Here is a 26,472-nt window from a genome sequence, read left to right as displayed (position 1 = left end):
CCAGTGTGGTGCACGGGGCCCGGAGCGACGGCGGTATCTGCCGCCGCTCCGGGCCCCGGTCACGACAGCGGGAGTGGTTCCTCCGCAAGATCTACCCTCACGATTCGGCAGCGCTACGCGTGTAGACGCCCCTCCGGCGCGATAGCTTCACCCCCGCCCTGCCCTCCGCCCAGCCCCAGCTCCTTTCCGGCCAAGGAGAGTGCGTCATCAACGCGTCCAGCAGTCCCCCCGCCGTAGAACTGCACGGCATCACCAAGCGGTTCCCCGGCGTCGTCGCCAACCACGACATCGGCATCGCCGTCGACAAGGGCACCGTGCACGCCCTCGTCGGTGAGAACGGCGCCGGCAAGTCGACCCTGATGAAGATCCTCTACGGCATGCAGAAGCCGGACGAGGGGACCATCACCGTCGACGGCACGCAGGTCACCTTCAACAGCCCGGCCGACGCCATCGCGCGCGGCATCGGCATGGTGCACCAGCACTTCATGCTGGCCGACAACCTCACGGTCCTGGAGAACGTCGTACTGGGGGCCGAGAAGCTGCACGGCATCGGCCAGGGGGCGCGGGACAAGATCGACGAGATCTCCGGCGCGTACGGTCTCGGCGTCCGTCCCGACGCCCTCGTCGAGGAACTCGGCGTCGCCGACCGCCAGCGCGTGGAGATCCTCAAGGTCCTCTACCGGGGCGCCCGCATACTCATCCTGGACGAGCCCACCGCGGTGCTCGTCCCGCAGGAGGTCGACGCGCTCTTCGACAACCTGCGTGAGCTCAAGGCCGAGGGCCTCACCGTCATCTTCATCTCGCACAAGCTGGGCGAGGTGCTCTCCGTCGCCGACGACATCACCGTCATCCGGCGTGGTACGACCGTCGGCACGGCCGACCCCGCGAACACCACCACCAAGCAGCTCGCCGAGCTGATGGTCGGCACCGAACTCCCCTCGCCCGAGACCCGCGAGTCGACGGTCACCGGCATACCGGTGCTCGACGTCGCGGACCTGCGGCTCACCGCCACCGACTCCGACGGGGTCGTACGCGAGGTGCTCGCCGAGATCGGCTTCACCATCCACCGCGGCGAGGTCCTGGGCATCGCGGGCGTCGAGGGCAACGGGCAGACCGAGCTGATCGAGACGCTGATGGGCCTGCGCGACCCCGACGGCGGTGTGATCACCCTCGGCACCGCCGACATCTCGCACGCGCCCACCCGCGAGCGCCGCGAGAGCGGCATCGGCTACATCCCGGAGGACCGGCACCGGCACGGGCTGCTGCTGGAGGCGCCCCTGTGGGAGAACCGCATCCTCGGCCATGTCACCGAGCGCCCCAACAGCCGGCGCGGACTCCTCGACCCCAAGGCCGCCAGGACCGACACCCGGCGCATCGTGGTCGAGTACGACGTCCGCACCCCCGGCATCGACGTCACGGCCGCGTCCCTGTCCGGCGGCAACCAGCAGAAGCTGATCGTCGGCCGCGAGATGAGCCACAGCCCGAAGCTGCTGATCGCCGCCCATCCGACGCGAGGTGTCGACGTCGGCGCGCAGGCCCAGATCTGGGACCAGATCAAGGCCGCGCGCCGCGACGGACTCGCGGTGCTGCTGATCTCCGCGGACCTGGACGAGCTGATCGGGCTCTCCGACACCCTGCGCGTGATGTACCGCGGCAGGCTCGTCGCCGACGCGGACCCCGCGACCATCACCCCGGAGGAGCTGGGCACCGCCATGACCGGCGCGGCCGGCGGTCATCTGAAGGCAGCCCCGGAGGACGAGGCCCGATGAAGAAGTTCGACAAGGACCGGCTGATCCTGGGCCTGGCAGGCCCGGTGCTCGCGCTGGTCGTCGCCATCGCCCTCACCACGGTGGTGCTGCTCGTCTCGGGCACCAACCCGTGGGAGCCGTACCGCATCATGTTCGAGTCGGCGAGCTACGTCGACGTACAGGTCCTGATCGTCAACCAGGCCGGTACGTACTACCTCGCCGCGCTCGCCGTCGCCGTCGGCTTCCGGATGAACCTCTTCAACATCGGGGTCGACGGCCAGTACCGGCTCGCCGCGATGATGGCCGCGCTCGTCGGTGCCAGCGTGAGCCTGCCGGGACCGCTCCAGATCGCCCTCATCGTCGTCACGGCGATGCTCGTCGGCGCCTTCTGGTCCGGGATCGCGGGCATCCTCAAGACCACGCGGGGGGTGAGCGAGGTCGTCTCGACGATCATGCTCAACTCGATCGCGACCAGCCTCGTCGCCTGGCTGATCCTGCCGAAGAACTTCGGCGAGCAGCCGCCCGGCTCCAACAACCTGACCACCGGTGAGATCCCGGAGTCCGGCTGGTTCCCCGGACTGTCCATGGGCGCCGAGGCCGGCGAGATCTACGGCTTCACCTTCGTCGCCGCGCTCTGCGGAGTCATCTACTGGTTCGTCCTCGGCCGCACCCGCTTCGGCTTCGACCTGCGCGCCACCGGCGCCAGCGAGAGCGCCGCGCAGGCATCCGGCGTCGACGCCAAGAAGATGGTCCTCACGTCGATGCTGATCTCCGGCGGGATCGCCGGTCTGGTCGGTATGCCGACGCTGCTCGGCGACACCCACACGTACAGCCTCGACTTCCCCACCGGTATCGGCTTCACCGGCATCACCATCGCGCTGCTGGGCCGTAACCACCCGCTGGGGATCGCGTTCAGCGCGCTGCTGGTCGCGTTCCTCGACAAGTCGTCCGCCTCTCTCGACCAGTTCGGGTACGAGAAGGAGATCGCGACGATCATGCAGGGCCTGATCGTGATCTCGGTCGTGGTCAGCTACGAACTGGTCCGCAGGTACGGGCTCCGCCGCCAGCAGCAGAAGGTCGGCGAGGAACTGGCGGCGGGTGGCGCGATCCGGACCGAGGCCGATCCGGGACCGGGTGCCGGGCCGGATGATGCCGGATCCGGGCCGGGCTCCGGCTCCGGGCTTGGGTCCGGGCTTGGGTCCGGGCCGGGCGCCGATTCCGATGACAAGAACGACAAGGGGGCTGTCCTGTGAGCACCAGCACCAGCACGGTGACCGCGGCGAGCGCGGCTCCCAAGAAGGGCGGCGGCCGGCGCAGGCTCACCCTGCCCGTGATCCTGCTGATCATCGCCGGCGGACTTGCCCTGATCTCCCTGGTCCGGCTCATCAGCGGCGCCGAGGACATCACCTCCGTAGGACAGGTCGCCGGCGCGCTCGAACTCGCCGTACCCATCGGCCTCGCCGGACTCGGCGGCCTGTGGGCCGAGCGCGCGGGCGTCATCAACATCGGCCTCGAAGGGATGCTGGTCCTCGGCACCTGGTTCGGCGCCTGGGCCGGCTTCCAGTGGGGCCCCTGGGTCGGTGTGCTGTTCGGCATCCTCGGCGGGGCGCTCGGCGGTCTGCTGCACGCGATCGTCACCGTCACCTTCGGCGTGAACCACATCGTCTCCGGTGTGGCCATCAACATCCTCGCCGTCGGCGTGACCCGCTACCTCTCCAACTTCACCTTCGCCAACGAGCCGGGCGGCTCCTCCAAGCAGTCCCCGCGCATCGACTCGATCACCGAGATCACCATTCCGGGACTCTCCGACGGGCTGGTGGATCTCCAGCAGAAACACTGGTTCCTGATCTCGGACCTGGCCGGAGTGCTCGGCGGTCTGGTGACGGGCCTGTCCCTGCTGACGATCGTCGCCCTGCTGCTGATCCCCGGCACCTGGTGGATCCTGTGGCGTACGTCCTTCGGGCTGCGGCTGCGCTCCTGCGGCGAGAACCCGATAGCCGCCGAGACGCTCGGCGTGAACGTCTACAAGTACAAGTACATCGCCGTCACCGTCTCCGGCGGCCTCGCGGGCCTCGGCGGCGCGTTCCTGGCGATCGTCGCCACCGGCATCTACCAGGAGAACCAGACCGGCGGCCGCGGTTACATCGGTCTCGCCGCGATGATCTTCGGCAACTGGATGCCGGGCGGCATGGCGCTGGGCGCCGGACTGTTCGGTTTCACCGACAGCCTCAAACTGCGCGGCGGCGCCGAGAACGTACACGCGATGCTGCTCCTGCTGGCGATCCTGCTGGTGCTCGTCGTGGGCTGGCAGCTCTACAAGCGCCGTTACGTCTCGGCCGTGATCTCGGCGGCCGTCGCGGCGCTGCTGTTCGTCTGGTACGCCCTGACGGACCAGGTGCCGAGCCAGTTCGTCGACGCCGCACCCTATGTCACGACGCTGCTCGTCCTCGCCCTGTCCGCGCAACGGCTGCGGATGCCCAAGGCGAACGGCATGACCTATCGAAGAGGCCAAGGCACATGACGAACGACCACGCCGGCGGGGGCATGGACTGGGAGACCCTGCGCGCGGCGGCCCGGGACGCCATGTCCCGTGCCTACGCGCCGTATTCGGGCTATCCCGTCGGCGCCGCCGCCCTCGTGGACGACGGCAGGACCGTCACCGGCTGCAACGTCGAGAACGCCTCGTACGGCGTCGGGCTCTGCGCCGAGTGCGGGCTGGTTTCCCAGCTCCACGCGACGGGCGGCGGCCGGCTCACGCACTTCACCTGCGTGGACGGCGCGGGCGATGTGCTCGTGCCATGCGGCCGCTGCCGTCAGCTGCTCTCCGAATCCGGCGGCCCCGGCCTGCTGCTGGAGACCCCCGCCGGGATCCTCCCGCTCTCCGAGATGCTGCCCCAGGCCTTCGGCCGGCAGCACCTCGGATAACCCCCACTCGCCCCCGCCCTGAGGAAAACCATGGACGTCATCTCCGTCATCCGCACCAAGCGGGACCGCGGCGAGCTGAGCCCCGAGCAGATCGACTGGGTCATCGACGCCTACACGCGCGGCGCTGTCGCCGACGAGCAGATGTCGGCCCTCGCGATGGCGATCCTGCTGAACGGCATGAACCGCACGGAGATCGCCCACTGGACCGCCGCCATGATCGCCTCCGGCGAGCGCATGGACTTCTCCTCGCTCTCCCGCCCCACCGCCGACAAGCACTCCACGGGCGGCGTCGGCGACAAGATCACTCTGCCGCTCGCCCCGCTGGTGGCCGCCTGCGGCGCGGCCGTTCCGCAGCTGAGCGGACGCGGCCTCGGCCACACCGGCGGCACCCTCGACAAGCTGGAGTCCATCCCCGGCTGGCGCGCCGGCGTCTCCAACGCGGAGATGCTCAAGGTGCTGGACTCGGTCGGCGCCGTGATCTGCGCCGCCGGTGACGGTCTGGCCCCCGCCGACAAGAAGCTGTACGCGCTGCGCGATGTCACCGGCACCGTCGAGGCGATCCCGCTCATCGCCTCCTCGATCATGTCGAAGAAGATCGCCGAGGGCACCGGCTCACTCGTCCTGGACGTCAAGGTCGGCTCCGGCGCCTTCATGAAGACGGTCGAGGACGCGCGCGAGCTGGCCGCGACGATGGTCGGCCTCGGCACCGACCACGGCGTACGGACCGTGGCGCTGCTCACCGACATGGCGACCCCGCTCGGCCTGACCGCGGGCAACGCCCTGGAGGTACGCGAGTCGGTGGAGGTCCTCGCGGGCGGCGGCCCGGCCGATGTGGTCGAGCTGACGCTGGCCCTGGCGCGCGAGATGCTCGACGCCGCCGGGCTGCCGGACACCGACCCGGCCAAGGCGCTGGCCGACGGCTCGGCCATGGACGTCTGGCGCCGGATGATCGCGGCCCAGGGCGGTGACCCGGACGCGGCCCTCCCGGTGGCGCGCGAGCACCAGGTGGTCACCGCACCGTCCTCCGGTGTGCTGACCCGGCTCGACGCGTACGACGTCGGCGTCGCCGCCTGGCGCCTGGGCGCGGGCCGCGCCCGCAAGGAGGACGCGGTCCAGGCGGGGGCGGGCGTGGAGCTGCACGCCAAGCCGGGTGACCCGGTGACGGCGGGGCAGCCGCTGCTCACGCTGCACACCGACACCGCGGAAAAGTTCGACTACGCGCTCGAAGCGCTGACGGCGGCGTACGACATCGCCCCGGCGGGAACCGCGTTCACCGCGCCCCCGATCGTGCTGGACCGGATCGCCTGAGGGGCCGCGCGTCCAGGGGACGGCATCCGCACGGGCCGTGTCCGGGCCGATGCGATGAGTTCGGGCCCCCGCGCCGGTCTCAACGGGTGTGGAAGCCACCAGCACGATCCTCCTCGCCCTGCGCGGACCGATCACCGCGGCCGATGTCCCGGGGCTCTGCGACCAGTTGGCCGCGCGGCTCAAGGACAGCGACGCCACCGACGCGGTCTGCGACGTCGGCGCGCTCGGCAGGCCGACCGTGGCCACCGTGAACGCCCTCGCCCGGCTGCAACTGGTCGCCCGCGGCCACGGCTGCCGCATCCGACTGCGGGGCGCGGGGCCCGAGCTGCTCCTGCTGCTGGAACTCGTCGGCCTGACGGACGTCCTCCGGCCCGGCGAGCCACGCCGCGGCCCGGTGGAGACGGGCCCGGATCCCCCCTCACAGGCGCTGGTTGTGGTCCTTCTCCAGCCGTGACGGCAGGTCGAACAGCGGGAACCAACGCTCGGTGTCCAGGAACGAGTTGATCCCCGTGACCTTGCCGTCCCTGATCTCGATGACCATGAGCGCCCACGGTGTGTACCCGTCGCCGTCCGCGCTCGGGTGGTAGTGCGCGAAGGCGGGCGTGCCGTTGGCGACGGTGGGCACCAGCTTGGAACCGCGGCAGACCTCGCCGACACCGAGCATCCAGCCCACGATGTTCTCGTGCCCGCGCAGCCACAGGTCGTACGGGGGCATGGAGAGCGTCGCGTCCTCATGGAGGAGCGCGGTCAGCGCCTTCATGTCATAGCCCTCGAACGCGGCCACATAGCGCTCCAGGAGCGCCTTCTGCTCCTCGTCCAGCGGGTCCGACGCGTCGGTCGACGCCGGCTGCGACTCGGCGATCGTCGCGCGGGCCCGCTGGAGCGCGCTGTTGACCGAGGCGACCGTCGTCTCCAGCAGCTCGGCGACCTCGCTCGCCTTCCACGCCAGCACCTCGCGCAGGATCAGCACGGCCCGCTGCTTCGGGGGCAGATGCTGGAGCGCGGCGACGAAGGCGAGCCGGATCGTCTCCCGCTCCACCGCCGTCTCGGCGGGGTCGATCACGGAGGGCAGCACCCGGCCGTCGGGGACCGGCTCCAGCCAGGTGACCTCCGGACGTGAGTTCAGCTTCGCCTGGGACACCGGGGTCGCCTCCGTGAGATCCATCGGCCTGGCTCGTCGATTGCCCGCGTTCAGCATGTCCAGGCACACGTTCGTCGCGATGCGGTAGAGCCACGAGCGCAGCGACGACCGGCCCTCGAACTTCTCGAAGCTGCGCCAGGCGCGCACCATCGTGTCCTGCACGGCGTCCTCGGCCTCGAAGGCGGAGCCCAGCATCCGGTAGCAGTACCCGGTCAGCTCGCTCCGGTGCTTCTCCAGCCGTGCGTCAAGATCCTCATGTGTTGCCAGATCACTCATCGGGTCACCCCAGTCGCCCCATTTGGAACCAGTCCCCGGAAGCTACCGCAGCCCACTGACAATCGCCCCGCCACGGCGAGAACCGCCTGGTCCGGCGCGGGCGCCTCAGGTCACCGGCGCCCCGGCGCCACCGCGAGGGCCCGCCGCTCCTGACGGGCCGCGTGCGTCCCGTACAGCGTCACCGAGACCACACCGAGCACCGCGGCCAGCCCGAGCGCCACCGTCGCCCCCCAGCCGCCCGCGTGGAACGCCACGGCGCCCAGCGTGCCGCCCGCGCTGCTGCCCACGTAGTACGCGCTCTGGTAGAGCGCCGACGCCTGCGCGCGGCCTGTCTTCGCCGTCCGGCTCACGGCCGACGAGGCGACCGCGTGGCCCGCGAAGAAGCCCGCCGTGATCAGGACCAGGCCGAGCAGTACGGCGCCGAGCGAGTCGGCGAGCGACAACAGCAGACCCGCCGCGGTCGTGCCGACCGCCAGATACAGGGCGCCGCGCCGGCCGAGCCGGCCCACCAGCTTCCCGGCGGCGGCCGACGAGACCGTACCGACGAGATAGACGAGGAAGATCGAACCGATCACGCCCTGCGGGAGGTTGAACGGCTCGGCCACGAGCCGGAATCCGATCGCCGTGTAGACGGCGCCGAACACGGTCATGAACAGCGCGCCGATCGCGTACAGCCTGCGCAGCAGCGGATCGGCGAGATGACGGCCGACGGTCCTCGTCAGTTCGAGCGGGTTCAGCGTCGCCGGCGTGAAGTTGCGGGCCCTGGGGAGCAGTACGCGGAAGACCACCACGCACACCAGCGCGATCAGCCCGACCACCGCGAGCGCGGCGCGCCAGCCCCACGCCTGGCTGATCCAGCCGGCCACGATCCGGCCGCTCATGCCGCCGATGCTGTTGCCCGCGACGAACAGCCCGATCGCGCCGACCAGTGCCCTGGGCCGTACCTCCTCGGCGAGATACGCCATCGCGGACGCGGGCAGCCCGGCCAGCGCCGCGCCCTGGACCGCGCGCAGCGCGATCAGCCACTCCAGGCTCGGCGCGAACGGCACGAGCAGTCCGACGGCCACCGCGACCGTCAGCGACACGGTCATCAGGGTGCGCCGGCCGAAGCGTTCGGACAGCGCGCTGAGCGGCAGTACGAAGAGGGCGAGCGCGCCCGTGGCGGCCGACACCGTCCAACTGGCCCGGCCCGCGCTCACCCCGAGGTCGGCGGAGATGGCGGGCAGCAGCGCCTGCGTGGAGTAGAGCAGCGCGAAGGCCGCGACCCCGGCGGCGAAGAGGCCGAAGCTCATCCGGCGGTAGCCGGGGCGGCCGGGAGTCAGGGGATCGCGGCTCAGGGGACCGGCGGTCGAAGGTGTGACGGACTCGGAGGCGAGGGCGCCCGTCGCGACGGGCGCCTCTGTACTGAGGTGGGGCATACGACGAACGTACGGACCCCGATCTGATGCGTCCAATGCATGGAATCGCCATAATCGTTCCCATGGTGCATCAACGCAGGTCCGGACCCCGGCTGTCATCGAGCAGTTACGCGCAAGACATCACCCCGTCGAACCCGGCCGCCCCGCCCACCGCCGAACTCGACCCCGAGTCCTGGTCCGCGCTGCTCGCGCCCCGGCTCGCCCAGTTCGCGGGCGTCGCACGCCACGAGCACGTCACCCGCGCCGCGCACGAGATGAACGTCCCGCAGTCCACGCTCTCGCGCGCGATGGTCAGGCTCGAACAGGACCTGGGAGTCGCCCTGTTCGCCCGCAAGGGCCGTACCGTCTCACTCACCCCCGCCGGCCGCGCCTTCCTCACCTCCGTAGAAGGCGCGCTCGCCGAGGTGGAACGGGCGGCCGAATCCGTACGCGCCGACGCCGACCCCGCGTCGGGCAAGGTCGCCTTCGGCTTTCTGCACACCATGGGCTCCGAAACCGTCCCCGAGCTGATCCGCGCCTTCCGCGCGGACCATCCGCGCGTCCGCTTCCAGCTCGTCCAGAACTACGGCGAGGCGATGATCGAACGCCTCCGCGCGGGCGAGCTGGACCTCTGCCTCACCTCCCCGATCCCCGAGGCCCCCGACCTGGTGGCCCGCCGCCTGGACGAACAGCGGCTGCGCCTCGTCGTCCCCGACGACCACCGGCTGGCCGGCCGCAGACGCATCCGTCTCGCCGAGGCGTCCGACGAGACGTTCGTGACCCTCGAACCGGGTTACGGGCTGCGCCGCATCACCGACGACCTCTGCGAGGCGGCCGGGTTCCGCCCCCGCGTCGCCTTCGAGGGCGAGGAGGCCGAGACCCTGCGCGGACTGGTCGCGGCGGGCCTCGGCGTCGCGCTGCTGCCGCCCCCGGCGGTGGCGCGCCCCGGCGTCGTGGAGCTGACCGTCACCGCGCCCCGCGCCGTACGCGAGGTCGGCGTCGCCTGGCTCGACGGCCACCCCGACACCCCGCCGGTGGCGGCCTTCAAGCGCTTCCTGCTCTCCCGCCGGGGCCATCTGCTCCCCGACTGACGCCAGTTCGGCCAGTACGGTCCTTACGCCCTTACGCCCTTACGGACGCAGCGACCGCCCGAAGCCCGCCGCGAGCGGCATCCGCAGCCCCAGCGGCGGCGGCGCGGCCAGCGCGTCCGCGACCGGCCGCGAGTACGTCCGCGTGAGCAGCGCCCCCACGACGAAGTCCGCCGCCAGCGCCAGGACTTCACCGTGATGCTGGCGAAGCGCGTGGCCGTCCGAGTGGACCTCGAAGCGGCAGGTGTGCCGGTTGGCCTTCCTGGCCCGCTCCGCCAGCCGGAAGGACAGCTCGGGGTCGCTGCGCTCGTCGTCGGTGCCGTGCACGATCAGCACCTGCCTGCCCGCGAGTTGGGTCACCGGCTCCGGCTCGTCGCCCGCCGTCGCGTCCGGCAGCCAGGGCGCCATCGCGAGCACCGAGCTGACGGCCGGGTGCCCGGCGGCCCGCAGCGCGGCCCGGCCGCCCATGCCGTGCCCGGCGAGACAGACCGGTACGTCGCCGTAGCGCCGTACGACCTCCTCCGCGGCCCACCCGGCGTCCGCCGAGAGCTGCGCGTCGGCGCCGTTCCAGCCGCGCGAGCGGTAGCGGACCATGTGCACCCGCAGGCCCTCGCGCGCGCCCGCGCGGGCCAGCCTCCGCGCCAGCGGCAGCATCGACGCGTAGGCGACGGCGGACGGCCCACGTGCGGATATGAGTTCGCCCGGCGGCAGTACGAGAACCACCCCGCCGACCTCCCGTGGCGAGGCCGGCGCGGAGACCGCCCGCCCCAGCCGGGCCTGTGACTCCGTACGACGCCCGCGCATCCGCGCGCCGCGGCCCGGCGCGCGCCCGCCGGGGCCGGGAACCTCGTGCTGTCCCATAGCAGAACAGTCTCAGAAGGTGAGGTGTACGTCGCCCCTACGCACGGTCACTGTTGGGTATCGGCAACCGGTCTTCTACGCGCGTAGGAGATAGGCTGCGAAGATGACGAGCCAGACCTACCGACCGCTTACGGCCGACCAGATCCGCCGCGCCCCCAAGGTGCTCCTCCACGACCATCTCGACGGGGGTCTGCGTCCGGGCACGATCGTCGAACTCGCCCGTGAGGCGGGCTACGAGGGCCTTCCCGAGACGGAGCCCGACAAGCTCGGTCTCTGGTTCCGGGAAGCGGCCGACTCCGGCTCGCTGGAGCGGTATCTGGAGACGTTCGCGCACACCTGCGCCGTCATGCAGACCCGCGACGCCCTCGTCCGGGTCGCCGCCGAGTGCGCCGAGGACCTGGCGTCGGACGGCGTCGTCTACGCGGAGGTGCGGTACGCCCCCGAGCAGCACCTGGAGGGCGGCCTCAGCCTCGAAGAGGTCGTGGAGGCCGTCAACGAGGGCTTCAAGGAAGGCGAGCGCCGGGCCCGCCAGGCCGGCCGCCGTATCCGCGTCGGCGCCCTGCTGACCGCGATGCGGCACGCGGCCCGCGCCCTGGAGATCGCCGAACTGGCCAACCGCTACCGGGACTCGGGCGTCGTCGGCTTCGACATCGCGGGCGCGGAGGCGGGCTTCCCGCCCACCCGTCACCTCGACGCGTTCGAGTTCCTGAAGCGCGAGAACAACCACTTCACCATCCACGCGGGCGAGGCGTTCGGCCTCCCGTCGATCTGGCAGGCCCTGCAATGGTGCGGCGCCGACAGGCTCGGCCACGGCGTGCGCATCATCGACGACATCGAGGTCGCCGACGACGGCTCGGTGACGCTCGGGCGGCTCGCCTCCTACGTACGCGACAAGCGCATCCCGCTGGAGCTCTGCCCGAGCTCCAACCTCCAGACCGGCGCCGCCGCTTCGATCGCGGAGCACCCCATCGGCCTGCTGCGCGAACTGCATTTCCGGGCGACCGTGAACACCGACAACCGCCTCATGAGCGGCACGAGCATGAGCCGTGAATTCGAGCTGCTGGTCGAGGCGTTCGACTACACGCTCGACGACATGCAGTGGTTCTCGGTCAATGCGATGAAATCAGCATTCATTCCTTTCGATGAAAGACTGGCCATGATCAACGACGTGATCAAGCCCGGATACGCCGAGTTGAAATCTGAATGGCTGTTCACGCAAACCGCCACGACCAGCGATTCTCTCGGCTGAGCGGGGAGAAAAGAGCCGTGAAGAAGCGGGCCGGGACACGGAGTCCGGCCCGCTTCGAGGTGTTTGCGGGCGGTGCGCGGCGATGGCTAACTTGCGGAGCCGCTCACATTCCCCATTCCCCAAGGGACGACATCTCCTATGAAGCAGTCCGCTGCCAAGACACTCGGCGTCGCCGCTCTCGGTGCCGCCTTCGCCGCCACCGCCGCCGGTAACGCATCCGCCGCCGCGCCCGCCGCCCCGGACACCGGGTCCGCCCTGGACAGCGTCACCAAGAACCTGCCGACGGAATCCCTCACCAGCGGTCTCCCCGACGGCACCACCGAGGGCCTGACAGCCGCCCGCAGCGGGGTCGGCAGCGGCCTCGGTACGGTCCAGCAGGCCGCCCCCATGGCGCTCTCCGCCCTCACCGCCAACCCCCTCACGGGCCTGCTGGGCGGTCTCCCGCTCGGCACGCTGCCCCTCAGCTAGGACAGCCGGCCGTACGCGGAGAGTGCGGGGCCCCACCCGGATCACCGGGTGGGGCCCCGCCTCACATCCGTAACCAAGGATCTACCAGGCGGTGTCCGCCGCGGTCTTCTGGCTCGGCAGGAACGCCCACAGCGCCAGGTAGAGCAGGAACTGCGGGCCGGGCAGCAGACACGAGGCCAGGAAGATCACACGCATGGTGTTCGCGGAGGTGCCGAAGCGCCGTGCCAGCGCCGCGCACACTCCACCGATCATGCGACCCTCACGGGGGCGGGCAATCGCAGACATGATGGGCTCCTTCGCGAGTCCGTGGGGGAGCCTCCAGATGTGCTCCCGCTGACTCAATGGTCGCCGGGGAGCACCGGACGAAGCGTCGCTCTACGGGGCGATGCCGACCCTGGTAATCGTCGGGGGCGTCCCCTGAGGAGCCCCATCCACCGGGTCACCCTCGGGTAGTAGGGCCGCCTCCTTCGGAGCCCTGGCCGGTGCCGGCCGGCGCCCACGGCCCCGTACGCGCCGCAGCCTCGCCCGTCCGGCGGGGACGACCAGCAGATGCGCGAGCCCCACCCCGACCGTGTTGAGCAGCAGCGAGTCCACGTCGACGACCTGCCCGGGGATGCCGGTCTGGAGCAGTTCGATCCCCAGCGAGACGAACGCCCCGGCGGCCACCGTGCGGGCCAGCGACGCCAGCGGCGAGACGGACAGCTTCCCGTCCACCATGGGGAGGAGAACCCCGAGAGGGGCCAGCAGCAGAAGCCCCTCGCCGATCCGCCGGACCGCCTGCGGCGCCCCGAGCGCGAGATCGGCTTTGATGCCCGCGAGCGGCTCCAGGTTCGCCGCGGTCACCCACACCACGTCCAGTGGGCGCAACGTCAGCCACGCGACGAGCAGCAGATGCGCGAGGAGGAGGATGACCCCCGCCACGCGGAAGCGGAAAGCGGCACTGCCGCTCTGACCTTGGCGCTGCACGAACCACAAGACGCGGCCACCGCCGGAATCGGTTCCGGCGAGTTCCAAAAGGAGGGCCACGTGAGACGGGTGTCACCCGGAAGGCCCCGCCCTGCTCCCTCTGCCCGGAGCCGCACCCCCCGCCGCGCCCGCCTCCTCAGGAAGCGGACGGAAGCGGCCCCGTCGTCGGCACGGTCACGTCGGGCCGCCGCTTGGTGTCGTCGTCGCACCGGTACCCGCGCGCCTCGTACGCCCCCGGCCCGCCCAGCACCACCGAGCCGTCCGTCGCCGTGCCCTCGATGAGCGTGCACACGAGCTGCGCCAGCGCGGCCGTCGGCAGGTCCTCCGGCTGACGGCTGAGGCGCAGCGTGCCGAGCGGATCGCCCGCGCGGGCCTCGGAGACGGCCAGCGGCCCGCGTACGTACGTCGTGAAGCCCGCCTCCTGCTCCGTGGACGACGGCCGCTCCTCCAACTCGTCCACCAGCGCCTGGGCCACCTGCAAACGGTCACTGCGCGACTTGTCGGCCGGGATCGCCGCGGCGCGCTCCACCGGCACCAGCTCCGACCCGCACACCAGATAGACCCTGACCGCGGCGCCCGGCTGCGCCTGGGTGGTCAGATTGCCCTCGGAGACCTCGCAGGGCACCCGTGAGGGCGCGGCGCCCGCGTCCACCGGCACCGTGGTCGTCCTGATGCCGCAGCCGCCCACGGCGCCCGCCAGCGCGAGCGCTCCCGCGAGTACGGCGACCGGCCGGCCGGCCGGTGTTCTCGACCTCACTGCTCCTCGCCCCCCTCTCCCCGCGCGCTCCCGTGCCCGTGCCCGCGCTCGTCCTCGTCGCCGGCGTCCTCCGAGTCGTCGAGCGGCAGCCGCAGGACGAACACCGCCCCGCCGTCGGGCGCGTTGGCCGCGGTGATGTCGCCTCCGTGGATGTGCGCGTTCTCCATCGCGATGGACAGCCCCAGACCGCTGCCCTCGGACCTCGGCCGGGACGCGCTCGCCTTGTAGAAGCGGTCGAAGACGTGCGGCAGTACGTCCTCCGGAATGCCGGGGCCGTTGTCCCGTACCTCGATGACCAGCTCCCGGCCGACCGCGCGCACCGAGACCCGCACCGGCGAACCGCCGTGCTTGAGCGCGTTGCCGATCAGATTCGCCAGGATCACATCGAGCCGGCGCGGATCGAGGCGGGCCATCATCCCGCGCTCGGCGTCCAGCTCCACCGCGTCCAGCCAGGCCCGCGCGTCGATACAGGCGGTGACCTGGTCGGCGACGTCGACGTCGTCGAGGACGAGCCGGGCGGTGCCCGCGTCGAAGCGGGTCACCTCCATCAGGTTCTCCACGAGGTCGTTGAGCCTGCGGGTCTCGCTCACCACCAGCGTCACAGCGGGCGCGATCATCGGGTCGAGCGTGTCCGCCTCGTCCTCCAGCACCTCGGTCACCGCCGTCAGCGCGGTCAGCGGGGTGCGCAGCTCGTGCGACATGTCGGCGACGAAGCGCCGGCTCGACTCCTCGCGCGCGCTCATGTCGTCGATCTTCTTCTGGAGGGAGGCGGCGGCGTTGTTGAACGTCCGTGACAGATCGGCCAGTTCGTCCGTCCCCGACACCCGCAGCCGGGTGTCGAACTTGCCCTCGCCGAGCTGCCGCGCGGCGTGACCGAGCCGCTGCACCGGCTTCAGTACGGTGGTGGCCGCCGCCTGCGCGAGCAGCGCGGACCCGACGAGAGCCAGGCCCGTCGCGATCGCCAGCGACCACGCAAGCGCGTTGAGATCCTCCCGCTCCTGTTCGAGGGAGAGGAAGACGTAACCGGTCGGCCCGCCCCCGACGATCCGGGTGCCGCCGACCAGATACGGCGTCTGTCCGCGCTGGGTGCGCTGCCAGAAGATGTGGTACGGCGACGTGTTGCCCGATGTCACCTTCTGCCGGTCGTTGACCGCGGTCTGCAACGACTTCGGCACGTCGTCCAGCGTGAACGCGTCCTGGTCGGAGACCCCGACGACCGGCTTGCCCTCGGCGCGCTCACCGATCAGCAGCACACTGAACCCGGCGCTGCCCCTGGCCATCTGCTGCGCCGTGTATTCCAGTTCGGGCTGGGTCGGCCGCAGCGGCAGCTGCGCCGCCTTGTCCCGCATCTCCTGCTTGAAGTCCTTGAGCGCGGACGTCTGCGTACGGGAGAGCACCGACTCGCGGTTGAGCCAGTACGCGATCCCGGACGCCGAGACGGCGGCGGTCAGCGCGACCGCCCCGAAGACGACGACCAGCCTCAGCCGCAGACTCGTCCAGCGCAGCCCGGCGAGAAACGCCCTCTTGCGCGTACGCCGCCCGGCCGCCGCGTCCCCGGCATCCTCCTGGGATCCGTCCGCTATGTCTGGACTGTCCGGTCCGTCGGGGCTGTTCGTGGATCTGGCCGGTGTGGGTTCCTGGCTGCTCACGAAGGCGCGTCCAGCCGGTAGCCCACGCCTCGTACCGTACGGATCAGCGTCGGCGACGAGGGGATGTCCTCGACCTTCGCGCGAAGCCGCTGCACACAGGCGTCGACCAGCCGTGAGTCGCCGAGATAGTCGTGCTCCCACACCAGTCGCAGCAACTGCTGCCGGGACAGCGCCTGGCCGGGTCGCCGGCTCAGCTCCAGAAGCAGCCGCAGCTCGGTCGGCGTGAGCTGGAGATCGTCACCGTTCTTCGTGACGGTCATCGCGGAACGGTCGATGACCAGGCTCCCGAAGGTCGCCGAATCGGTCGACTCCCGTTCCCCGCGCCGCAGTACGGCACGGATACGGGCGTCGAGCACCCGGCCCTGCACGGGCTTGACCACATAGTCGTCCGCGCCGGATTCGAGCCCGACGACCACATCGATGTCGTCGCTGCGCGCTGTCAGCAGGATGATCGGCAACTGGTCGGTCCGCCTGATCCGACGGCACACCTCGAAACCGTCGATACCGGGCAGCATCACATCCAGAACGATCAGGTCTGGCCGCTGTTCTCGCAGCAGATTCAGGCCGTCCTCTCCCGTCGCCGCAGTGGCCACTCGGTGGCCCTGGCGTGACAACGAGAGTTCGAGGGCCGTGCGGATGGCGTCGTCGTCCTCGATCAGCAACAGGAAAGGCACAGGGGTCATTCTGGCCCATGGGGGGACCACAGTTCGACAGTCGGAGCGCTCCCACAGTTCCGCCACATCTCCCGCCAAGATCCAGAACCCCTGTGACAGGCCTGTGACAGTCGGCGGACAGGCCCATGAAACTGGCCCGGCAATCTCTTGGGCAGACGGAAAGCAACAGACTCCAGCCGACGGGGGGCGCGAGATGAACTCACTGCACAGCACGGCCTCAAGCGCAGTTATCACGCGTCTCCACGACGTCGCACGGAGCACCGAGAAGTCCGGCGCCGTGAACGGGCGGGGGTGCGTTCGCGGCGCCGGGCGCCAGCACCGGCCGCCGTACATCGCGGTGGTCGACGCGGCGCACAAGTCCACGGCGGACGACGCCGAGGGACGGGGGAACGAGGGCCAAGCGTACGGAGAGGCCACGGGGGAGCGCACCGCGGGAACGGAGGCCATGGACGCCGAGACGGCGTTCACCGCCTACGTCCAGGAGCGCCGGGCCTCTCTGTACGCGACCGCCTACCACCTGACCGGCGACCGCTTCGAGGCCGAGGACCTGCTCCAGAGCGCGCTCTTCTCCACCTACCGCGCCTGGGACCGGATCAGCGACAAGGCGGCCGTCGGCGGCTATCTCCGCCGGACGATGACCAACCTGCACATCAGCGCGTGGCGCAGGCGCAAGCTCAACGAGTACCCGACGGAGGAGCTGCCGGAGACGGTCGGCGACACCGACGCGATGCGCGGCACGGAGCTGCGCACGGTGCTCTGGCAGGCGCTCTCGCGCCTTCCCGAGACGCAGCGCACGATGCTGGTGCTGCGCTACTACGAGGGCCGCACCGATCCCGAGATCGCGGAGATCCTCGACATCAGTGTCGGCACGGTGAAGTCGAGCATCTGGCGGTCGCTCCGCCGGCTGCGCGAGGACGAGGTCCTCAGCTTCGGACGTGACGAGGAAGAGTCCTTCGGCGAGCTGGTGGCCTGAAGGCGGCGGGGGATGTAACACCGGGGGAGCGGGACCGGGGGGAACGGGGGACCGGGGGAGGGACTGCCGTCTCGGGGGAGACGGCGGGTGCAGGGCACGGGGGCACGGGGGTGCACCGAGCAGGACCGGACGGGCTGGGGGGCCTGTCCGGTCTTCGCGCGTCCGGGGGCTTTTTGCGGCGCCCGCGCCGGGGTGTGCGCGGCGAGGCGCGGGCACGGGGTGATCGAGCACGGCCGGGCAGACAGGGGCCTGTGCGGTCTTCCCGTGTTCAGGGGTTCTTCGGACCCGCCCGCGCGGAGGTGCGCGGCGCCGGGACGGCCAGTGGCGGGTGTTCGCGGGGCGCGCGGGCGTGGGTGGGTGGTCCCTCGGTGTACGGGGACGGACACCGCCCGCCGCCGCGCCCGCGATCCGGGTCAGCGCCTCCGCCTTCGCGCAGGGATACGCCCCCAGCGCCGTCTGGCGCGCGACGATGCCGCGCTCCGCGCGCATCAGCCGCCAGCCCCGCCGCAGCAGGAACGCCACCGACTTCCGGCCCTCGCGCAGATCCCGCAGCAGCCGGCGGCGGAACGTCGTCGAGGGACGCCCGCGCAGACACAGCGCGTCGGCCAGGACGCCCAACTCCCGGCAGCGCGCCACCACATCGGCCGCGAAGATGCCCTCGGCGACGAACAGCCCCGCACCGCCGGTGTCCAGTTCCTCGGTGTCGACGCGGGAGCTGGTGGCGATCGAGTACACCGGGACGGTCGTACGGCCCGTACGGCACAGCTCCTGGATCGCGGCGACCGCCGCGTCCGCGTCCCAGGACAGCGCCGAGTCCCAGTCGATGTCCGCGCTGCCGGAGACCAGTGGCAGCGTCGGATCGTCGCCCTCCTTGTAGAAGTCGTCGAGACGGAGCACGGGCAGGCCCGCGCGGGCGGCGAGCGACGACTTGCCGGAGCCGGAGGGGCCCGCGAGCAGGACGACACGCGCGGAGGCGGTTCGTTGGGTACTCACGGGACACCAGTCTGAGGCATACACCCGCACAGGGGATCCCTGGCTACGGCGGTGGTATCGAGCGTCACCTCTCAACTACTGTGCGTGTCATTCCCCTTACCCGTCACTTTCGCGCAGTCAGGAATCCCATGGCACGTCATTCAGCTCCCACCTCCCGGCGCCGCGCGCTGCTGCGCGCCGGGCTGACGATCACCGCGGCCGGCGCGGCGATCGGGCTCGGCGGCGCCGCGGCCCAGGCGGCGCCGGCCGCGCCCGTGCCCGCGTCGGGGCCCGACAGCGAGCTCGCGGCGGCCGGGGCTGCCGCCACCGACGGCCTGGCGGGCGCCCTCGGGCACTCCCTGGCCGGGGGCCTCGGCCCGGTCAAGAACCTCCAGCTCAACCCGCTGGCCAAGACGGGCGTCGACCCGCTGGACAACGCGGTCGGCACGCAGATCGCCGACTTCAAGCCGCTGTCCACGGCCATGCTGACGGACTCCGTCACCAAGGGCGGCGGCCTCAAGGATCTGCCGCTCGTCGGCCCGGTGACGGGGCTGCTGCCCGGCTGAGCGTCGGCGCTCCGCGCGTCGTACCTACGTAAGGAGGCCCGGCCGTCACGACGACGGCCGGGCCTCCTTACGTAGGCGTACGCGGGGGCGGCTCAGTAGCCGGAGCCCGACGCGCCCAGGCTGCCCGTGGGGTGCCAGACGGTCTTCGTCTCCAGGAAGGCCGTCAGCCTGCCGGTGCCTGGGTCGGCGGTGAAGTCCACCGGGTGCGGGCGCACCACCCGCTTCAGGTTGTCCGCCGCCGCGATCTCCAGCTCCTTGGCCAGCGCCTCGTCGGCGCCGTACAGATCGATGCCGTTGACGTCCTGGTGCGACGCGAGGGGCGTGGCCAGCTCCGCCGTACGGCCCGAGAGGACGTTGACGACGCCGCCCGGCACGTCGGAGGTTGCCAGCACCTCGCCCAGCGACAGGGCGGGCAGCGGGGAGCGCTCGCTCGCCACGACCACCGCCGTGTTGCCGGTGGCGATCACCGGGGCGAGCACCGAGACCAGACCGAGGAACGACGAGTCCTGCGGGGCGAGGACCGTCACGACGCCCGTGGGCTCGGGCGTGGACAGGTTGAAGAACGGGCCGGCCACGGGGTTCGCGCCGCCCGTCACCTGGCCGATCTTGTCCGTCCAGCCCGCGTACCAGACCCAGCGGTCGACGGTCGCGTCCACGACCGCGGCGGCCTTGGACTTGGAGATGCCGTCGGCGGCGGCCACCTCGGCCGTGAACTGGTCGCGGCGGCCCTCCAGCATCTCGGCGACGCGGTAGAGCACCTGGCCCCTGTTGTACGCGGTGGCGCCCGACCAGCCGCCGAACGCCTTGCGGGCTGCGGAGACGGCGTCACGGGCGTCCTTGCGGGAGGACCGCGGCGCGTTGGCGAGCCATCTGCCCTTTGAGTCGGTCACCTCGTACACCCGGCCGCTCTCGGAGCGGGGGAACTTGCCCCCGACGTACAGCTTGTAGGTCTTGAAGACGGACAGTCGCTCGGACTCAGACATCGAGATACGCCTCCAGGCCGTGGCGACCGCCCTCGCGGCCGTAGCCCGACTCCTTGTAGCCGCCGAAGGGCGAGGTCGGGTCGAACTTGTTGAACGTGTTGGCCCACACCACGCCCGCGCGGAGCCTGTTGGCGACGGCGAGGATGCGGGAGCCCTTCTCCGTCCAGATGCCGGCGGAGAGGCCGTACTGCGTGTTGTTGGCCTTGGCGACCGCCTCGTCGGGCGTGCGGAACGTCAGGACGGAGAGCACCGGGCCGAAGATCTCGTCGCGCGCGACGGTGTGCGCCTGCGTGACATTGGTGAAGAGGGTCGGCGCGAACCAGTAGCCGGAGGAGGGGAGTTCGCACTCCGGCGACCAGCGCTCGGCGCCCTCCGCCTCGCCCGCGTCGGCCAGCGTCCTGATACGGGCCAGCTGTTCGGCGGAGTTGATCGCGCCGAGGTCCGTGTTCTTGTCCAGCGGGTCGCCGACCCGCAGCGTCGTGAGCCGGCGCTTCAGTGAGTCCAGCAGCTCCTCGTGGACCGACTCCTGGACCAGCAGCCGCGATCCGGCGCAGCAGACCTGGCCCTGGTTGAAGAAGATGCCCGTGACGATGCCCTCGACGGCCTGGTCGACCGGGGCGTCGTCGAAGACGATGTTGGCGCCCTTGCCGCCGAGTTCGAGGGTGACCTTCTTCTCGGTGCCCGCGATCTGCCGGGCGATGGCCTTGCCGACGGCGGTCGAACCGGTGAAGGCGATCTTGTCGATGTCCTCGTGCCCGACGAGGGCGGCACCCGTGTCGCCGTACCCGGGAAGGATGTTGACGACGCCGCGCGGCAGGCCCGCCTGGCGGCAGATGTCCGCGAAGAACAGAGCACTCAGCGGGGTGGTCTCGGCGGGCTTCAGTACGACTGTGTTGCCCGTGGCGAGCGCCGGGGCGATCTTCCACGCGAGCATCAGCAGCGGGAAGTTCCACGGGATGACCTGGCCGGCGACGCCGAGCGGGCGCGGGTTCGTTCCGCTGTGTCCTTCTGTCGTCCTCCGGCCGAACCCGGCGTGGTCGAGCTTGTCGGCCCAGCCCGCGTAGTAGAAGAAGTGCGCGGCGACCAACGGGAGGTCCGCGTCGCGGGTCTCGCGGATCGGCTTGCCGTTGTCGAGGGTCTCCAGGACGGCCAGTTCGCGTGAGCGCTCCTGGATGATCCGGGCGATCCGGAAGAGGTACTTGGCGCGCTCGGCGCCCGGCAGCGCAGACCACTTCGCGAACGCCTTGCGGGCCGCCTTCACGGCCCGGTCGACGTCTTCGGTGCCCGCGCGGGCGACCTCGGACAGCACCTCCTCGGTGGCCGGGGAGACCGTCTTGAAGACCTTGCCGTCGGCGGCGTCGGTGAACTCGCCGTCGATGAACAGGCCGTAGCTCGGCGCGATGTCGACGACCGAGCGTGACTCGGGGGCCGGTGCGTATTCGAAAGCCATCGTGTATCAGTCCACTGTGACGTAGTCGGGGCCGGAGTAGCGGCCGGTGGAGAGCTTCTGGCGCTGCATCAGCAGGTCGTTGAGGAGACTGGAGGCGCCGAACCGGAACCAGTGGCTGTCCAGCCAGTCCTCGCCGACGGTCTCGTTGACCAGTACGAGGAACTTGATCGCGTCCTTGCTGGTCCTGATCCCGCCGGCGGGCTTCACCCCGACCTGGACGCCGGTCTGGGCGCGGAAGTCGCGTACGGCCTCCAGCATCAGCAGCGTGTTGGCGGGGGTGGCGTTGACGGCCACCTTGCCGGTCGACGTCTTGATGAAGTCCGCGCCGGCGGCCATGCCGAGCCAGGAGGCGCGGCGGATGTTGTCGTACGTGGACAGCTCACCGGTCTCGAAGATGACCTTGAGACGGGCCGCGCCGCACTCCGCCTTCACGGCCACGATCTCCTCGTAGACCTTCAGATAGTGGCCCGCGAGGAACGCGCCGCGGTCGATCACCATGTCGACCTCGTCGGCGCCGGCGGCGACCGCGTCCCGTACGTCGGCGAGCTTCACGGCCAGGGCGGTGCGGCCGGCCGGGAAGGCGGTGGCGACGGAGGCGACCTTCACGTCGCTCCCGGCGAGCGCGGCGACGGCCGTGGCCACCATGTCCGGATAGACGCAGAGCGCGGCCGTCGTCGGGACGGTGCGGTCGGTCGGGTCCGGATGCAGGGCCTTGGCGGCGAGCGACCGGACCTTGCCCGGCGTGTCGGAGCCTTCGAGGGTCGTCAGGTCGATCATCGAGATGGCCAGGTCGATGGCGTACGCCTTGGCCGTCGTCTTGATCGAGCGCGTGCCGAGCGAGGCGGCGCGCGCCTCCAGGCCGACGGCATCGACGCCGGGCAGCCCGTGGAGGAACCGGCGCAGCGAGCTGTCGGACGAGGTCACGTCAGCGAGGGGGGCACCGCCCACGGCGGTGCCTGTGGGCGAGGGTGCGGTCGTGGGCATGGTCACCACCTGAGCATATCTACGCGCGTAGCAGCATGTACAGGGGGTGGGGCACGGGACTGCCCGGCGGGTATGTGGGGGTGCGCGCCGGGAGGCGTGCCGGGACTGTCGGCCGCGTACGGCAGAATCGAAAGCATGACGAGTCCCGAGGAGCCCTCCGAGCCGGCCTACGCAGAGCGCGTCTTCCGGTCGCCCGCCGCCATCGCGGGCGGTGTGCTGCTGCTCGCGCTCGGCGCGTGGATCGGGATCGACGCGGTGGTCCGTGGCCACGGCAGGACGCCGTGGCTCGCGCTCGCGGGCCTGCTGCTCGCCGTGCCGCTCGTGGTGGCCTTCACGATCCGGCCGGCGGTGTTCGCCAACGACGACCGGCTGCGGATCAGGAACCCGTTCCGCACGATCGTCGTGCCGTGGGCGTCCGTGGCCGATGTGCGGGCCGGGTATTCGAGCGAGGTGTTCACGGAGGCGGGCGCGAAGTACCAGCTGTGGGCGGTGCCGGTCTCGCTCCGCAAGCGCAAGCGCGCGGCGCGACGGCAGTCGCAGAGCGCCCACGACGACCCGCACAGCAGGACGTCGGTGAGCGCGGACGTCACGGACTCACGCGCGCGGACGGCCGACGCGGACCACACGGTCGCGGGCCTGCGCGAACAGGCCGAGCGCTGCGCGTCCCGCCCCGAGGCCCAGGGCCCCCCACAGGCCCGCTGGGCGTACGAGATCCTGGCCCCGGCCCTGGCGGGCCTGCTGGTACTGGTGGTCCTGCTCGCTACAGGCTGAGGTGCTCGTCGGCGACGAGCGTCGGCCCGGCGACCGCGCGGACGGCGAGCATGTCCGGGTGGGCCGGTTGTCCGCGCGGGCTGACGATCTCGAATCCGGCGTCGTTGCCGGCGTCGGCCAGTCGGTCGTCGTACGTGGCCAGACCGGTCAGGTCCGGACCCAGGACCGTCGCGGTGGCCAGGTGGATGGCGTCCAGCGAACGCAACGTTCAGGCCGGCCGCGCGGTGAAGCGTTCGCCGCAGATGAGGTAGGCGGTCCGCCCGGTGGCCCATGCCTCGTGGGCGGAGTGGACGCGGTCGCGTTCCGGTCCGGGGCAGAGGATGTCCGTCTCCCCGAGCGTCGCCCATCGGTACGCGGTCGCTCCGGGTTCGGGTTCCGCGTCGTCCGGGGTGGTGGGCGGGGTGACATCGATACCGAGGGGGATCTCGCCGCCCTCGATGACTCCAAGAGCCCCCATCGTCCCGCGCTGCGCTACACCGACGAAGAGATGCGGGCGTTCATCTTGGCGGCCAAGGACGGCGAGTTCGACTTCCTGCTCGACACATAGCCCTCCTGCGTCCTCCGATGCGTCCGCCGCGCTGCCCCGGAGCGGGCGCCCGGATCAGCGACGGGACGGCTCCGGGGAGCCGTCCCGTACTCCTGCGGTCAGATTCCGGCGGCCGCCGCCATGTCCCGCTTCAGGGAGGCCAGTACGTCCCTGGCCGTCGCGCGGGCCGAGGGCAGGGACGGCGTGTCATCGACCGGGACCACCACCTCCAGGTAGCACTTGAGCTTCGGTTCCGTGCCGCTCGGGCGGACGATCACCCGGGCCCGGTACGCGCCCTCCAGGTGGTAGCGCAGGCCGTCCGTCGGGGGGAGCCCCGCCGTGCCCGTCGAGAGGTCCTCGGCCGAGGTGACCGTCAGGCCCGCCAGCGTCGTCGGCGGGTGGTCGCGCAGCCGCTCCATGGCCGTCGCGATCAGGGACAGGTCCTCCACCCGCGCCGAGAGCTGGTCCGTGGCGTGCAGGCCGTGCGCGAGCGCCAGATCGTCCAGCAGGTCGGAGAGGGTCCTGCCGCGCTCCTTCAGTTCGGACGCCAGCTCGGCGACCAGCAGCGCCGCCGTGATGCCGTCCTTGTCGCGTACGCCGTCGGGATCGGCGCAGTAGCCGAGGGCTTCCTCGTAGCCGTACCGCAGGCCGTCGACCCGGGCGATCCACTTGAAGCCGGTGAGCGTCTCCTCGTAACCGACGCCCGCCGCCTCCGCGATCCGGCCGAGCAGCGACGACGACACGATCGACTCGGCGAAGACCCCTCGCGCGCCCTTGTTCACCAGATGCGCGGCCAGCAGCGCGCCCACCTCGTCGCCGCGCAGCATCCGCCAGCCGCCGCCGGCTTCCGCGTCCGGGACGGCCACCGCGCAGCGGTCGGCGTCCGGGTCGTTGGCGATGACGATGTCGGGGGCAGCGCGGCGGGCCGTGGCGAAGGCCAGGTCCATCGCGCCCGGCTCCTCCGGGTTCGGGAAGGCGACGGTGGGGAAGTCCGGGTCGGGCTCGGCCTGTTCGGCCACCGGGACGGGCGCGGGGAAGCCGGCCCGCGCGAAGGCGGCGTTCAGCGTCTCCGTACCGACGCCGTGCAGCGCCGTGTGGACCACGCGCGCGGTACGGGGCGAACCGGGGCTCAGGACGGCGTCCGTACGTTCCAGATACGCCGTCAGCACCTCGTCCCCGAGGATCTGCCAGCCGTCCTCCGGGCGCGCCACGGAGCTCAGCGGTCCGACGGCCGCGATCTCGGCCGCGATCTCGCCGTCCATGGGAGGCACGATCTGGGAGCCGTCGCCGAGGTAGACCTTGTAGCCGTTGTCGCGCGGCGGGTTGTGGCTGGCGGTGACCTCCACGCCTGCCACGGCGCCCAGATGCCGTATGGCGAAGGCCAGCAGCGGGGTCGGCAGCGGACGCGGCAGCACGGCGGCGCGCAGCCCCGCGCCGGTCATCACGGCGGCGGTGTCGCGCGCGAAGTCGGCCGACTTGTGGCGGGCGTCGTAACCGATGACGACGAGGCCGCCACCCTGCCCGGTGGCCTTGAGATACGCCGCGAGCCCGGCGGCGGCGCGGATGACCACCGACCGGTTCATCCGCGTCGGCCCGGCGCCCAGCTCGCCGCGGAGCCCGGCCGTACCGAACTGGAGCGTGCCGGCGAACCGTTCGGCCAGCGCGGCCGAATCACCGGAGTCGAGGAGCGCCCGCAGCTCGTCCCGCGTGTCGCTGTCCGGGTCCTCGGCCAGCCACGTCTCGGCGCGCGCGATGAGGTCCTGCTGCACTGTGCGTATCCCTTCCTGAAGATCCACAAGACACCCCCTGGGCCCGGGGACGGCGCGACGTCGGCGCGCGACACCCGGAGCCGGAGCCGGCCCCGGTGCCCGGCTCGCCTGCCCCGCCTCAGATGCGTTCAAGCACCCGCGCGAGCAGGGCACCCATCTGCGTGGCCGAATCCCGGCCCGCCTGGAGGACTTCCTCGTGGTTCAGAGGTTCACCCGACAGGCCCGCGGCCAGATTCGTCACCAGCGAGATGCCCAGCACCTCCGCACCGGCCTCGCGCGCGGCGATGGCCTCCAGCACGGTGGACATGCCGACCAGGTCACCGCCCATCACCCGGACCATGTTGATCTCGGCGGGCGTCTCGTAGTGCGGGCCGGGGAACTGGACGTACACGCCCTCTTCGAGATCGGGGTCCACCTCCTTGCACAGGGCGCGCAGCCGCGGCGAGTAGAGGTCCGTGAGGTCCACGAAGTTCGCGCCGACGATCGGGGACGCCGCCGTCAGATTGATGTGATCACTGATCAGCACCGGCTGTCCGGGGCGCATCCCCTCGCGCAGCCCGCCGCAGCCGTTCGTCAGGACGACGGTCTTGCAGCCGGCGGCGACCGCCGTACGGACGCCGTGCGCGACGGCCGCGACGCCGCGGCCCTCGTAGTAGTGCGTACGGCCCAGGAAGACCAGCGCGCGCTTCTCGGCGATCACGTAGGAGCGGATCGACCCGCCGTGGCCGGCGACGGCAGGCGGGGGGAAGCCCGGCAGCTCGGTCACCGGGAACTCGGCCTCGGGTGCTCCCAGGGCGGCGACGGCGGGTGCCCAGCCGGAGCCCATCACCAGGGCGACGTCATGGGTCTCGGCGCCGGTGAGTTCGCGCAGGCGCACCGCGGCGGCGGAGGCGGCGGCGTGCGGGTCGGCGGATCCGTCGGCCGTGGCCGGGATAACAGATGCGTTCACGCCGAAGAGCGTAACCGCTCCG

General features: G+C 71.5%; 27 protein-coding genes and 1 pseudogene. 12 read left to right on the top strand and 16 right to left on the bottom strand.

Translation table 11 applies throughout. The features are described 5' to 3' along the window. Nucleotides 1-239 precede the first annotated feature (239 nt). The 6 genes from OIE74_RS13755 to OIE74_RS13730 all read left to right on the top strand — a co-directional run bounded on the left by OIE74_RS13755 (nt 240) and on the right by OIE74_RS13730 (nt 6,435). On the top strand, nt 240-1,769 hold the full coding sequence (locus tag OIE74_RS13755) for an ABC transporter ATP-binding protein (RefSeq protein WP_329392282.1): 1,530 nt from the start codon (nt 240-242) through the stop codon (nt 1,767-1,769). Next, a complete protein-coding gene (locus OIE74_RS13750; RefSeq protein ID WP_443076105.1) occupies nt 1,766-3,001 on the top strand; it encodes an ABC transporter permease in 1,236 nt (411 codons plus the stop codon). The genes OIE74_RS13755 and OIE74_RS13750 overlap by 4 nt, the downstream gene beginning before the upstream one ends. Continuing rightward, nucleotides 2,998-4,269: an ABC transporter permease gene (locus OIE74_RS13745; protein ID WP_329382619.1), complete on the top strand. Its 1,272-nt coding sequence runs from the start codon at nt 2,998-3,000 to the stop codon at nt 4,267-4,269. The genes OIE74_RS13750 and OIE74_RS13745 overlap by 4 nt, the downstream gene beginning before the upstream one ends. Next, complete coding sequence (locus OIE74_RS13740; RefSeq protein WP_329382616.1) at nt 4,266-4,673, top strand: cytidine deaminase; 408 nt, start codon at nt 4,266-4,268, stop codon at nt 4,671-4,673. Before OIE74_RS13745 ends, OIE74_RS13740 begins: the two co-directional genes overlap by 4 nt. 30 nt (nt 4,674-4,703) lie before the next feature. Continuing rightward, nucleotides 4,704-5,981: a thymidine phosphorylase gene (locus OIE74_RS13735; RefSeq protein WP_329382612.1), complete on the top strand. Its 1,278-nt coding sequence runs from the start codon at nt 4,704-4,706 to the stop codon at nt 5,979-5,981. 88 nt (nt 5,982-6,069) lie between these two features. Beyond that, entirely contained in the window at nt 6,070-6,435 is a 366-nt protein-coding gene (locus OIE74_RS13730) for an STAS domain-containing protein (RefSeq protein WP_329382610.1), read from the top strand. Here the strand turns inward: OIE74_RS13730 and OIE74_RS13725 are convergent. After that, on the bottom strand, nt 6,400-7,398 hold the full coding sequence (locus tag OIE74_RS13725; RefSeq protein WP_329382606.1) for a sigma-70 family RNA polymerase sigma factor: 999 nt from the start codon (nt 7,396-7,398) through the stop codon (nt 6,400-6,402). The two genes, OIE74_RS13730 and OIE74_RS13725, sit on opposite strands and share 36 nt — an antisense overlap. A gap of 110 nt (nt 7,399-7,508) precedes the next feature. Next, nucleotides 7,509-8,816, bottom strand: coding sequence for an MFS transporter (locus tag OIE74_RS13720; protein ID WP_329382602.1), 1,308 nt, complete (start codon nt 8,814-8,816; stop codon nt 7,509-7,511). 62 nt (nt 8,817-8,878) lie between these two features. Here OIE74_RS13720 and OIE74_RS13715 point away from each other — a divergent pair, with 62 nt between their 5' ends. Beyond that, nucleotides 8,879-9,886 (top strand): LysR family transcriptional regulator, encoded by a 1,008-nt coding sequence (locus OIE74_RS13715; RefSeq protein WP_329382599.1) that lies wholly within the window; start codon nt 8,879-8,881, stop codon nt 9,884-9,886. A gap of 39 nt (nt 9,887-9,925) precedes the next feature. On the opposite strand, the gene OIE74_RS13710 is transcribed toward OIE74_RS13715, so the two are convergent. Continuing rightward, the gene (locus OIE74_RS13710) at nt 9,926-10,606 is read right to left on the bottom strand and encodes an alpha/beta hydrolase (RefSeq protein ID WP_329392281.1); all 681 of its coding nucleotides are present in this window, start codon (nt 10,604-10,606) and stop codon (nt 9,926-9,928) included. 241 nt (nt 10,607-10,847) lie between these two features. Here OIE74_RS13710 and OIE74_RS13705 point away from each other — a divergent pair, with 241 nt between their 5' ends. Next, nucleotides 10,848-11,993, top strand: coding sequence for an adenosine deaminase (locus tag OIE74_RS13705; protein WP_329382597.1), 1,146 nt, complete (start codon nt 10,848-10,850; stop codon nt 11,991-11,993). 138 nt (nt 11,994-12,131) lie between these two features. Beyond that, nucleotides 12,132-12,461 (top strand): ATP-binding protein, encoded by a 330-nt coding sequence (locus tag OIE74_RS13700; RefSeq protein ID WP_329382595.1) that lies wholly within the window; start codon nt 12,132-12,134, stop codon nt 12,459-12,461. Between the two features lie 81 nt (nt 12,462-12,542). On the opposite strand, the gene OIE74_RS13695 is transcribed toward OIE74_RS13700, so the two are convergent. The 5 genes from OIE74_RS13695 to afsQ1 all read right to left on the bottom strand — a co-directional run bounded on the left by OIE74_RS13695 (nt 12,543) and on the right by afsQ1 (nt 16,507). After that, the gene (locus tag OIE74_RS13695; RefSeq protein WP_329382592.1) at nt 12,543-12,746 is read right to left on the bottom strand and encodes a PspC domain-containing protein; all 204 of its coding nucleotides are present in this window, start codon (nt 12,744-12,746) and stop codon (nt 12,543-12,545) included. 90 nt (nt 12,747-12,836) lie between these two features. Then, a complete protein-coding gene (locus OIE74_RS13690; protein ID WP_329382589.1) occupies nt 12,837-13,427 on the bottom strand; it encodes a VanZ family protein in 591 nt (196 codons plus the stop codon). A 136-nt stretch (nt 13,428-13,563) separates the two neighbouring features. Beyond that, nucleotides 13,564-14,184: a hypothetical protein gene (locus OIE74_RS13685; RefSeq protein ID WP_329382586.1), complete on the bottom strand. Its 621-nt coding sequence runs from the start codon at nt 14,182-14,184 to the stop codon at nt 13,564-13,566. Beyond that, complete coding sequence (locus tag OIE74_RS13680; protein WP_443076350.1) at nt 14,181-15,767, bottom strand: ATP-binding protein; 1,587 nt, start codon at nt 15,765-15,767, stop codon at nt 14,181-14,183. The genes OIE74_RS13685 and OIE74_RS13680 overlap by 4 nt, the downstream gene beginning before the upstream one ends. 62 nt (nt 15,768-15,829) lie before the next feature. Beyond that, the gene (afsQ1, locus tag OIE74_RS13675) at nt 15,830-16,507 is read right to left on the bottom strand and encodes a two-component system response regulator AfsQ1 (protein WP_187280095.1); all 678 of its coding nucleotides are present in this window, start codon (nt 16,505-16,507) and stop codon (nt 15,830-15,832) included. Between the two features lie 193 nt (nt 16,508-16,700). Here afsQ1 and OIE74_RS13670 point away from each other — a divergent pair, with 193 nt between their 5' ends. Further along, nucleotides 16,701-17,480 (top strand): SigE family RNA polymerase sigma factor, encoded by a 780-nt coding sequence (locus OIE74_RS13670; protein WP_329382583.1) that lies wholly within the window; start codon nt 16,701-16,703, stop codon nt 17,478-17,480. Nucleotides 17,481-17,849: 369 nt separating this feature from the next. Here the strand turns inward: OIE74_RS13670 and OIE74_RS13665 are convergent. Further along, nucleotides 17,850-18,497: pseudogene (locus OIE74_RS13665) on the bottom strand (uridine kinase); the annotation flags it as partial. 104 nt (nt 18,498-18,601) lie between these two features. On the opposite strand from OIE74_RS13665, the gene OIE74_RS13660 reads away from it, so the two are divergent. After that, nucleotides 18,602-19,018, top strand: a complete 417-nt coding sequence (locus OIE74_RS13660) for a hypothetical protein (protein ID WP_329382581.1) — start codon at nt 18,602-18,604, stop codon at nt 19,016-19,018. A gap of 92 nt (nt 19,019-19,110) precedes the next feature. Here the strand turns inward: OIE74_RS13660 and OIE74_RS13655 are convergent, their stop codons facing one another. From OIE74_RS13655 to deoC, 3 genes are read right to left on the bottom strand one after another with little or no spacing between them, the layout of a single operon-like run. Further along, a complete protein-coding gene (locus tag OIE74_RS13655) occupies nt 19,111-20,001 on the bottom strand; it encodes an aldehyde dehydrogenase family protein (RefSeq protein ID WP_329382578.1) in 891 nt (296 codons plus the stop codon). Then, a complete protein-coding gene (locus OIE74_RS13650) occupies nt 19,994-21,451 on the bottom strand; it encodes an aldehyde dehydrogenase family protein (RefSeq protein ID WP_329382577.1) in 1,458 nt (485 codons plus the stop codon). The genes OIE74_RS13655 and OIE74_RS13650 overlap by 8 nt, the downstream gene beginning before the upstream one ends. Before the next feature lie 6 nt (nt 21,452-21,457). Beyond that, complete coding sequence (gene deoC / locus OIE74_RS13645; protein WP_329382574.1) at nt 21,458-22,435, bottom strand: deoxyribose-phosphate aldolase; 978 nt, start codon at nt 22,433-22,435, stop codon at nt 21,458-21,460. A 135-nt stretch (nt 22,436-22,570) separates the two neighbouring features. On the opposite strand from deoC, the gene OIE74_RS13640 reads away from it, so the two are divergent. Then, nucleotides 22,571-23,206 (top strand): PH domain-containing protein, encoded by a 636-nt coding sequence (locus OIE74_RS13640; RefSeq protein WP_329382571.1) that lies wholly within the window; start codon nt 22,571-22,573, stop codon nt 23,204-23,206. Here the strand turns inward: OIE74_RS13640 and OIE74_RS13635 are convergent. From OIE74_RS13635 to OIE74_RS13620, 4 genes are all read right to left on the bottom strand, one after another. Next, complete coding sequence (locus OIE74_RS13635; RefSeq protein ID WP_329382568.1) at nt 23,196-23,411, bottom strand: hypothetical protein; 216 nt, start codon at nt 23,409-23,411, stop codon at nt 23,196-23,198. The genes OIE74_RS13640 and OIE74_RS13635 overlap by 11 nt on opposite strands. Nucleotides 23,412-23,414: 3 nt before the next feature. Further along, nucleotides 23,415-23,663, bottom strand: a complete 249-nt coding sequence (locus OIE74_RS13630) for a hypothetical protein (protein ID WP_329382565.1) — start codon at nt 23,661-23,663, stop codon at nt 23,415-23,417. A gap of 188 nt (nt 23,664-23,851) precedes the next feature. Beyond that, entirely contained in the window at nt 23,852-25,501 is a 1,650-nt protein-coding gene (locus OIE74_RS13625; RefSeq protein WP_329382561.1) for a phospho-sugar mutase, read from the bottom strand. 118 nt (nt 25,502-25,619) lie between these two features. Next, nucleotides 25,620-26,450 (bottom strand): purine-nucleoside phosphorylase, encoded by an 831-nt coding sequence (locus tag OIE74_RS13620; RefSeq protein ID WP_329382559.1) that lies wholly within the window; start codon nt 26,448-26,450, stop codon nt 25,620-25,622. Nucleotides 26,451-26,472: the final 22 nt, after the last annotated feature.

Source organism: Streptomyces sp. NBC_01716 (assembly GCF_036248275.1).
In the GTDB taxonomy this organism is placed as follows: Bacteria; Actinomycetota; Actinomycetes; order Streptomycetales; family Streptomycetaceae; genus Streptomyces.
The sequence above is the reverse complement of the archived record's forward strand: the minus strand, read 5'-3'. Positions and strand labels throughout refer to the sequence as shown.

What these genes read in the sequence shown, in the direction of transcription:
- OIE74_RS13740 (WP_329382616.1), top strand. Translation starts at nt 4,266, where the DNA reads ATGACGAACGACCACGCCGGCGGGGGCATGGACTGGGAGACCCTGCGC.
- OIE74_RS13660 (WP_329382581.1), top strand. Translation starts at nt 18,602, where the DNA reads ATGGCACGTCATTCAGCTCCCACCTCCCGGCGCCGCGCGCTGCTGCGC.
- OIE74_RS13640 (WP_329382571.1), top strand. Translation starts at nt 22,571, where the DNA reads ATGACGAGTCCCGAGGAGCCCTCCGAGCCGGCCTACGCAGAGCGCGTC.
- OIE74_RS13720 (WP_329382602.1), bottom strand. Translation starts at nt 8,816, where the DNA reads ATGCCCCACCTCAGTACAGAGGCGCCCGTCGCGACGGGCGCCCTCGCC.
- OIE74_RS13695 (WP_329382592.1), bottom strand. Translation starts at nt 12,746, where the DNA reads ATGTCTGCGATTGCCCGCCCCCGTGAGGGTCGCATGATCGGTGGAGTG.
- deoC (WP_329382574.1), bottom strand. Translation starts at nt 22,435, where the DNA reads ATGCCCACGACCGCACCCTCGCCCACAGGCACCGCCGTGGGCGGTGCC.
- OIE74_RS13705 (WP_329382597.1), top strand. Translation starts at nt 10,848, where the DNA reads ATGACGAGCCAGACCTACCGACCGCTTACGGCCGACCAGATCCGCCGC.
- OIE74_RS13630 (WP_329382565.1), bottom strand. Translation starts at nt 23,663, where the DNA reads ATGGGGGCTCTTGGAGTCATCGAGGGCGGCGAGATCCCCCTCGGTATC.
- OIE74_RS13735 (WP_329382612.1), top strand. Translation starts at nt 4,704, where the DNA reads ATGGACGTCATCTCCGTCATCCGCACCAAGCGGGACCGCGGCGAGCTG.
- OIE74_RS13650 (WP_329382577.1), bottom strand. Translation starts at nt 21,451, where the DNA reads ATGGCTTTCGAATACGCACCGGCCCCCGAGTCACGCTCGGTCGTCGAC.
- OIE74_RS13670 (WP_329382583.1), top strand. Translation starts at nt 16,701, where the DNA reads ATGAACTCACTGCACAGCACGGCCTCAAGCGCAGTTATCACGCGTCTC.
- OIE74_RS13725 (WP_329382606.1), bottom strand. Translation starts at nt 7,398, where the DNA reads ATGAGTGATCTGGCAACACATGAGGATCTTGACGCACGGCTGGAGAAG.
- OIE74_RS13700 (WP_329382595.1), top strand. Translation starts at nt 12,132, where the DNA reads ATGAAGCAGTCCGCTGCCAAGACACTCGGCGTCGCCGCTCTCGGTGCC.
- OIE74_RS13655 (WP_329382578.1), bottom strand. Translation starts at nt 20,001, where the DNA reads ATGTCTGAGTCCGAGCGACTGTCCGTCTTCAAGACCTACAAGCTGTAC.
- OIE74_RS13750 (WP_443076105.1), top strand. Translation starts at nt 1,766, where the DNA reads ATGAAGAAGTTCGACAAGGACCGGCTGATCCTGGGCCTGGCAGGCCCG.
- OIE74_RS13715 (WP_329382599.1), top strand. Translation starts at nt 8,879, where the DNA reads ATGGTGCATCAACGCAGGTCCGGACCCCGGCTGTCATCGAGCAGTTAC.